At 51.2% G+C, this 7,255-nt stretch carries 8 protein-coding genes and 1 pseudogene; 5 read left to right on the forward strand and 4 right to left on the reverse strand.

From position 1 onward, the window contains the following. The 3 genes and pseudogenes from FDW87_RS23070 to sapA form a co-directional block, all read right to left on the reverse strand. Positions 1-273, reverse strand: a pseudogene (locus tag FDW87_RS23070) (peptide ABC transporter permease); the annotation flags it as partial. Beyond that, positions 260-1,225, reverse strand: coding sequence for a peptide ABC transporter permease SapB (gene sapB / locus FDW87_RS18970; RefSeq protein WP_003020545.1), 966 nt, complete (start codon positions 1,223-1,225; stop codon positions 260-262). The gene sapB and the pseudogene FDW87_RS23070, both read right to left, overlap by 14 nt. Beyond that, positions 1,222-2,865 carry an ABC transporter substrate-binding protein SapA gene (gene sapA / locus FDW87_RS18975; protein WP_016153232.1) on the reverse strand — a complete coding sequence of 548 codons (1,644 nt, stop codon included), beginning with the start codon at positions 2,863-2,865 and terminating at the stop codon, positions 1,222-1,224. The genes sapB and sapA overlap by 4 nt, the downstream gene beginning before the upstream one ends. A 786-nt stretch (positions 2,866-3,651) precedes the next feature. Between sapA and FDW87_RS18980 the strand changes: the two genes are divergently transcribed. Next, positions 3,652-4,560 carry an SDR family oxidoreductase gene (locus tag FDW87_RS18980; RefSeq protein ID WP_049041200.1) on the forward strand — a complete coding sequence of 303 codons (909 nt, stop codon included), beginning with the start codon at positions 3,652-3,654 and terminating at the stop codon, positions 4,558-4,560. A gap of 105 nt (positions 4,561-4,665) precedes the next feature. Here the strand turns inward: FDW87_RS18980 and pspF are convergent, their stop codons facing one another. Beyond that, complete coding sequence (gene pspF / locus FDW87_RS18985) at positions 4,666-5,655, reverse strand: phage shock protein operon transcriptional activator (RefSeq protein WP_161800416.1); 990 nt, start codon at positions 5,653-5,655, stop codon at positions 4,666-4,668. 155 nt (positions 5,656-5,810) lie between these two features. On the opposite strand from pspF, the gene pspA reads away from it, so the two are divergent. The 4 genes from pspA to FDW87_RS23075 all read left to right on the forward strand — a co-directional run. After that, entirely contained in the window at positions 5,811-6,479 is a 669-nt protein-coding gene (gene pspA / locus FDW87_RS18990; protein ID WP_016153228.1) for a phage shock protein PspA, read from the forward strand. A 54-nt stretch (positions 6,480-6,533) separates the two neighbouring features. Then, entirely contained in the window at positions 6,534-6,758 is a 225-nt protein-coding gene (gene pspB, locus FDW87_RS18995) for an envelope stress response membrane protein PspB (protein ID WP_016153227.1), read from the forward strand. Then, the gene (gene pspC / locus FDW87_RS19000; protein WP_003020497.1) at positions 6,758-7,117 is read left to right on the forward strand and encodes an envelope stress response membrane protein PspC; all 360 of its coding nucleotides are present in this window, start codon (positions 6,758-6,760) and stop codon (positions 7,115-7,117) included. The genes pspB and pspC overlap by 1 nt, the downstream gene beginning before the upstream one ends. An 8-nt stretch (positions 7,118-7,125) precedes the next feature. Continuing rightward, positions 7,126-7,255: phage shock protein PspD (locus FDW87_RS23075; RefSeq protein WP_252363256.1), on the forward strand; the 130-nt coding region annotated here is incomplete at its 3' end.

The raw sequence follows: 7,255 nt of genomic DNA on the forward strand, positions 1-7,255 counted from the left end.
CAGGCGACTTAACACGTCACGCCCGAGATCGTCAGTTCCGAGGAAAAATGAAACTTCGCCATAGCGCGACCATGACGGCGGTAAAAGCTGATAGCCGAGAAATTGCTGGTCGATGCCATAAGGGGCAAACCAACCACCAAAAATACACAGAATCGCCAATCCTGCGCAGCCATACAGGCCGATCATCGCAGTCGCATCGCCGTAAAAATTGCGCCATGCGGTGCGCAACGTACCCGGCGGGCGCTTTTCGCTGTAGACGCTATCGTAAGGCATACCATTCCTTATGTTTCAGAGGGTTAGCCATAGCACCCAAAATATCAGAGATGACGTTAACGATGATAACCAGTGAGCCAATCACCATGACGCCCGCCGAAATTGCCGCGTAATCCTGCTGGCGAATTGCGTTAATCAGCCAACGGCCAAGACCTGGCCAGCTAAAGACCATCTCGGTGATCATCGCCAGCGTCAGCATGGTGGAAAACTGTAAGCCCAGACGCGGGATCACCGGCGGAAGGGCGTTGTGCAGAACGTGACGGCGCAGAATGGTTAAGCGTGACAGACCGCGCGTGGCGGCCGCTTTAACATAGTTTTGATCAAAGACCTCAATGGTGCTGATTCGCATCAGGCGAATAACTTCCGTGGTAGGGGCGACGGAAAGCGTCAACACCGGAAGCACCATGTGACGGATTGCGCTGACCAGCATTTCATCGCGCCAGGGCGAGTCGGAGATCCACGCATCAATAATGGCAAATCCGGTAACGGGCTTCACTTCATAGAGAAGATCAAAGCGTCCCGAAACGGGAAGCCAGCCGAGAGTCAGTGAGAAGAGCAACGTCAGCAACAGCGCCAGCCAAAAAACCGGAATGGAAAAGCCCATCAACGCTAAGGCGCTGATGCAGCGGTCCTGCCACTTGTTCCGCGTGATGCCTGCCAGCATACCAACGGGGATCCCAACCATCAGCGCAAAACCAAAGGCCAGAATGCACAGTTCCATCGTCGCCGGGAACACCTCCTTCAACTGTTCTGAAATCAACTGACCGTTAATACTGGATACACCAAAATCCCAGTGAATGAGGCCATTGAACCAGAATACCCAGGCGTTCCACAGCGATGCGCCCTGTAACGGCGCATGAGGTGTGAAGTAGCTCAGGCTGAATCCAATAAAGGTCAGGAAGAAGAGGGTGACCAGCAGCAATAAAAAACGACGCAGGGTGAAGATAATCATGGCTTTTTCACCTCATCTTTCTTTTCCCTGGAAACCCCGGCAAAAGATGCATTGCCGAACGGACTCAGCACCAGTCCTTTGATATCGTAACGATAAGCCTGTAGACGCAGTGAAGAGGCCAGCGGCAGGATCGGTAACTCTTTCGCGAGAATATTTTGCGCTTCGTCATAGGCATCAATTCGCGATGAGAGTTGCTGCGAAGAGAGGGCCTTGCGCAGAACGCTGTCAAATTCCGGATTACACCAGTGGGCGAAGTTAGTCTGCGAGTTGATGGCGGCGCAGCTTAGCAACGGTCGGAAAAAACTGTCAGGATCGTTACTGTCCGTCGCCCAACCGGATAACGTTAGATCATGGTTCATATCCATTAATCGCGCCTCCTGAAAACGACCTTCTACCGGAATGATTTTAACTTTTACACCCACCTGAGCCATGTCAGCCTGAATCAGCTCGGCGGTTTTCAGTGGACTGGGGTTCCAGGCCTGAGAACTGGTGGGTACCCAAAGCTGTAATGTCAGGTTCTCCAGCCCCAATGCTTTTAACTGCTCGCGCGATTTTGCCGGATTGTACTCTGTAATTTTAGCTTCGTTGTCATAAGCCCACGAGGCGCGAGGCAAAATAGATGCTGCGGTTTCCGCCGTCCCGTAGTAGATGGACTGCATCAGCCGTTGGTTATTAATGGCCAGCGCCAGCGCATGCCGCACGGCGGGATTATCCATCGGTGGTTTATTGGTGTTGAATGCCAGATAGGCGATGTTCATCCCCGGGCGCAGGGTCAGACGCAGGCGCGGGTCATCACGCAAAATGCTGAGCTGACTGGCGGCGGGCCAGGCCAGAACATCACACTCACCGGTCAGGAGTTTCGATAGACGTCCGGTGCCGCCAGAGCCGAGGTCCACAACCACCTGCGGCATCAGAGGAGTACCACGCCAGAATTTTTCATGGCGCTGCAGTCGAACATATTGCCCTGCGCGATTCTCCGAAAGCTGGTACGGTCCGGTGCCGACGGGTTGTCTGTCGAGCAGCTCCTGACGATCCTGTTTTGCCAATTTAGCCGCATATTCTGCTGACATCACGGAGGCATAATGCGTGGCGAGGTGCCACATGAAGGAGGCGTCGGGCTGAGTTAAGCGGAACTCAACGGTGTTGTTGTCCAGCTTGCGTACGCTTTGGACGTTATCGGCGAACTGTAGGCTGTCGAAGTAGGGGAAACTGCTACCGTTTACATTGTGCCACGGATGCTGGCGATCAAAGATGCGCTCGAAGGTAAACACCACGTCGTCCGCATTCAGTTTGCGGGTGGGGGTGAACCAGGCCGTCTTCTGAAACTGGACGTCACGACGCAGATGGAAGCGGTAGGTTGCGCCGTTATCCAGCACCTCCCAGCTTTCAGCCAGCTCAGGCACCAGTCGATAGGTGTACGGATCGACATCGAGTAGTCGGTCATACAGCTGGGCTGCCAGGGTGTCGACGATAAGACCGCTGCTCGCTTTTTGCGGGTTGAACGTATTGACCTGCCCGCTAACGCAATAGACAAAGCCGCTGTCACGAATATCAGCATGCGAAGCCTGTTCAGGCGCGGCAGCAGCCTGACCACTCAGAAATCCAGCCATCACGATCAGAGATGATAAAACCAGGCGCATAATTTTAAAGGATTATAAATAAAGAGGCTATCTTACTAATATTTAATGACATTTGCCATTACCGTTTGTGTTTCGGGACCGCACAGGTGATAACCGCGAATTCAACATCGCGACAGGGTCACCCTTCATACCCGCTATCCACTTTGAATTTACTCTGTTAACTATCTTAGCATTTTCATGACCCATCTGACTCGTTAAAACGCGGGATTCGCTGGCTGACAGAAAAATGTGAGGGGGACGTGGGGGAAAGTGACCATGACCGCCAGGAGAGAGCATCAGCAATATCGCGGGGAAAGTGAAATATAAAAATAATCTCATAATGGCGCTATGGATAATTTCATTCGTTCTCCATTTCGATAGGGCTGAGATGTTAAATTTGGTTGCTATTTATTTACGCTGATTGTTGGATAATTCTTAAATGATAACGAGTATTGAATCATAACGTTGGTAAAATATAAGCGAGGCGACGTAGGTAGATGAATACAGGAAAAACAATTGCATAGGACTCTATTAACCTCTCGCTTCTGAGTGGTATCTCGTTACTCAATAAAATTGTCTGGCCTGTTAAGGTTTTATTTATATAGCTCATTGATATATATGGATTTAAGTGCTATGGGTTAAGCAGGGATTAATCTCATAAAATACTCGAAAGCGCGATACGGTGATTAGTGTATCGGTAGAGGTGATATTACGCGAAATATTAAATTGCGGTGAATTACAAAGGTCATGCCACTCATTTTGGTCTACGCTTAATAATCTTTGTGATAAAAAATGAGAGGTATTTAAATGGCTGACTTAAACAATGAAAAAAAGACCATCAATAAAACTCATTCTGCGCGTTTTCCGGCACCGCCTTTTCCACAGCAGAAGCAACCCTTCCCAGGGCTGGCCGGAAAAATGCAACCGCGTCCCGATCATGGGGAGGAGAGCTATCAGGGAAGCGGTCGATTGAATGGGCGCAAGGTATTAATTACCGGGGGGGATTCAGGGATTGGCCGTGCTGTTGCCATTGCTTATGCCCGTGAAGGCGCTGATGTTGCGATCAACTATTTACCTGATGAAGAAGACGATGCGCGTGAAGTGGTCGACTTGATAAAAAAAGCAGGCAGAAATGTCGTGGCTATCCCCGGAGATATTCGAGATGAAACTTTTTGCGGCCAACTGGTTAAACAGGCGGTAATAGGGCTGGGTGGGTTGGATATCCTCGTCAATAATGCGGGTCGTCAGCAATTTTGCGAGTCTATTGAGGCGCTCACCACAGAAGATTTCGATGCCACATTCAAGACTAATGTCTACGCTATGTTTTGGATCACCAAAGCGGCTATCCCCCATCTTTCACGAGACAGCGTGATAATTAATACCTCCTCGGTACAGGCTTATGAGCCTAGTGAAATCCTGCTTGACTATGCTCAGACCAAAGCGGCGATCGTGGCATTTACTAAATCGCTGGCGAAACAGCTGGCACCGAAAGGGATACGGGTTAATGCCGTAGCGCCAGGCCCATACTGGACTGTACTGCAATGCTGTGGCGGTCAGCCACAGGAAAAAGTGGAGAAGTTTGGGGCAAATGCACCGCTGGGTCGTCCGGGTCAACCAGTGGAAATTGCGCCGCTTTATGTCACTTTGGCCGCTGAAGAGAACAGTTATACATCCGGCCAGGTTTGGTGCTCTGATGGGGGGACAGGGACCCTCTGACGTTTATGCTCCGTGAGTCGAAAAGTCAGAGGGGAAAGTGACTTTAATGGACGAGTGCTGACAATAAAGCGTCAAACCCTCCAATATAACGTTGGCAGAGGCGCGCTAAAGCTGGTGTTTCTTAAGCAACGCGCGTAGCTGATGGTAAGTCAGGCCCAGTAATTCAGCGGCTTTTTTCTGATTAAATTTCGCCTGCTGCAAACTGGTTTGTAGAAAGTCTTTCTCTTGTTGCTGCTGGAATTCACGCAGATCCAGCGGTAATGCTACAGATGTCTGCTTTGGTGGTGCTGCCTGTGGCTGAGCAACGTGGCGGCGGAAGGGGTCAATGATGATCTCATCCAGCGGGTAATCGCTGGTACCGTGCCGGTAAACGGAGCGCTCCACGACGTTTTTCAGTTCACGAATATTACCCGGCCAACGGTAATGGAGGAGGGTTTCTCTGGCCTCGGCGCTGAATCCCGGAAAAAGCGGTAACCCGATCTCGCGGCACATCTGAATGGCAAAGTGTTCGGCCATTAACATGATGTCGCTTTGACGCTCGCGTAGTGGGGGAAGTTGCACCACGTCAAAGGCCAGACGATCCAGCAGGTCCGCGCGGAAAGTGCCTTCGCTGACCATACGTGGCAGGTCGGCATTGGTCGCGCAGACCAGACGCACGTTAACCTGCAAGGGCTGGCTGCCGCCGACGCGTTCCAGCTCGCCATACTCAATTACGCGCAGCAGTTTTTCCTGTACCAACATTGGCGCGGTCGCCAGTTCATCAAGAAACAGCGTGCCGCCGTCGGCGCGTTCGAAACGTCCAGGATGGCGTTTTTGTGCACCGGTAAACGCACCGGCTTCGTGACCAAACAGTTCGGAATCAAGTAAGTTCTCGTTGAGGGCCGCGCAGTTAAGCGAAATAAATGGGCCCTGCCAACGGCTGGAGAGGTAGTGCAGGCGGTTGGCAATAAGCTCTTTCCCCGTACCTCGCTCACCGATAACCAGTACAGGTTTATCCAGCGGCGCCAGATGAGAAACCTGTTCCAGCACTTCAATAAAGCTGTTCGCTTCGCCCAGAATATTGTCTTTGTATCCTGCCATGATGAAATTCACCACTTGTTAGTGTTATTCACCAATTTACCCTAATTCTCCCGTCAGGTAAAATTGGATATTTACATTAAAATCAATTAGTTAAAAAGTTGGCACGCCAAGTGCATTACGAAAACAGCAGGGCATAGCCCGATATCAGAACAGTAAGTGAGGATTACATTATGGGTATTTTTTCTCGTTTTGCCGACATCGTGAACGCCAACATTAATGCGTTGCTGGAAAAGGCTGAAGATCCGCAGAAACTGGTGCGGTTAATGATCCAGGAAATGGAAGACACGCTGGTTGAGGTGCGCTCAAACTCCGCACGCGCTCTGGCAGAAAAGAAACAATTATCTCGCCGTATCGAACTGGCCAGCGCACAACAGGCAGAGTGGCAAGAAAAAGCCGAGCTGGCGCTGCGTAAAGAGAAAGAAGATTTGGCGCGTTCTGCTTTAATCGAAAAACAGAAACTGACTGATCTGATTGCTTCTCTGGAGCATGAGGTGACGCTGGTTGACGATACGCTGGCGCGAATGAAAAAAGAGATCGGTGAGCTGGAAAATAAACTCAGTGAAACCCGTGCTCGTCAGCAGGCATTGATGCTGCGCCATCAGGCTGCGAGCTCTTCGCGTGATGTTCGTCGTCAACTGGATAGCGGTAAGCTGGATGAAGCGATGGCACGCTTTGAATCTTTCGAGCGTCGTATCGATCAGATGGAAGCTGAGGCTGAAAGCCATAACTTCGGTAAACAGCAGTCTCTGGATCAGCAATTTGCTGACCTGAAAGCAGATGATGAAATCAGCGAGCAGCTGGCGCAACTTAAAGCCAAAATGCAGCAAGATAAGCAATAATAACATCTGGCGGCGCCCGAACGCGCCGCCGCTCATCACCTGTAAGGAGTACTCATGAGCGCGCTATTTCTGGCTATCCCATTAACCATCTTTGTGCTGTTCGTTTTACCGATTTGGCTCTGGCTGCATTACAGCAACCGTTCCAGTCGTGGCGAACTGGCGCAAAGTGAACAGCAACGTCTGGTAGAACTCAACGATGACGCACAGCGGATGCGCGAGCGCATTCAGGCGCTGGAAGACATCCTTGATGCTGAACATCCAAACTGGAGGGACCGCTAATGGGAGGCGTTAATCTGAACAAAAAACTGTGGCGTATTCCGCAACAGGGCATGGTGAAAGGGGTTTGCGCAGGTATAGCGCATTATCTCGATGTGCCTGTGAAGCTGGTGCGGATCCTGGTGGTGTTGTCCGTCTTTTTTGGCCTGGCCTTTTTCACCTTCGTCGCTTACATCGTGCTGACGTTTGTGTTGGACCCGATGCCGGACAATGTGGTTTCCGGTGAGCAGCAGCCATCAAGCGGCGAGCTGTTGGATGCCGTCGATCGCGAGCTGGCGGCAAGTGAAAAGCGTTTGCGTGAAATGGAGCGTTATGTCACGTCTGATACCTTTTCATTGCGCAGCCGTTTCCGCCAATTGTGAGGATAGAAATGAACAATCGCTGGCAACGTGCCGGGCAAAGGGTTAAGCCGGGCTTTAAAATAGCAGGTAAGCTGGTGCTTTTAACTGCGCTTCGTTACGGCCCGGCGGGGGTAGCAGGGTGGGCGGTGAAGTCCGTCG

Source organism: Citrobacter sp. wls826, assembly GCF_005281245.1.
Classification (GTDB): Bacteria; Pseudomonadota; Gammaproteobacteria; order Enterobacterales; family Enterobacteriaceae; genus Citrobacter; species Citrobacter braakii.

Bases quoted from the DNA above. Each gene is read 5' to 3' on its own strand.
- pspC (WP_003020497.1), top strand. From the start codon at position 6,758: ATGGGAGGCGTTAATCTGAACAAAAAACTGTGGCGTATTCCGCAACAG.
- sapA (WP_016153232.1), bottom strand. From the start codon at position 2,865: ATGCGCCTGGTTTTATCATCTCTGATCGTGATGGCTGGATTTCTGAGT.
- FDW87_RS18980 (WP_049041200.1), top strand. From the start codon at position 3,652: ATGGCTGACTTAAACAATGAAAAAAAGACCATCAATAAAACTCATTCT.
- pspB (WP_016153227.1), top strand. From the start codon at position 6,534: ATGAGCGCGCTATTTCTGGCTATCCCATTAACCATCTTTGTGCTGTTC.
- pspA (WP_016153228.1), top strand. From the start codon at position 5,811: ATGGGTATTTTTTCTCGTTTTGCCGACATCGTGAACGCCAACATTAAT.
- sapB (WP_003020545.1), bottom strand. From the start codon at position 1,225: ATGATTATCTTCACCCTGCGTCGTTTTTTATTGCTGCTGGTCACCCTC.